A 232-nucleotide genomic window follows, 5' to 3' on the forward strand; every position below is an offset into this window, starting at 1 on the left:
GGGGCGCGCTGCATCAGGTGCGGATCGCGCATCCGCTGTCGCGCATCCCCGCGATCGCCGCCGCTTTCCCGCCCATCGAAGGGGAAGGGTCCGGCGGCGACAGCGATACCGTCATGGCGCGCTGGCTAGGTGATGGCCCGTCTTGGCGCGCGGGCGGCGGGGCAAGCTATCTGCAAGTGATCGACGTCGGCGCATGGGACAATTCGCTGATGCTTAATCTGCCCGGGCAGTC

Annotated in this window: 1 protein-coding gene; it reads left to right on the forward strand. The window is 68.5% G+C overall.

Features of this window, described 5'->3' with window-relative positions:
- On the forward strand, positions 1–232 hold a 232-nt coding region (locus tag CVH10_RS24835), incomplete at both ends, for a penicillin acylase family protein (protein ID WP_146143431.1).

Origin of the sequence: Halomonas sp. ND22Bw (assembly GCF_003011945.1) — a bacterium.
In the GTDB taxonomy this organism is placed as follows: domain Bacteria; phylum Pseudomonadota; class Gammaproteobacteria; order Pseudomonadales; family Halomonadaceae; genus Halomonas; species Halomonas halophila.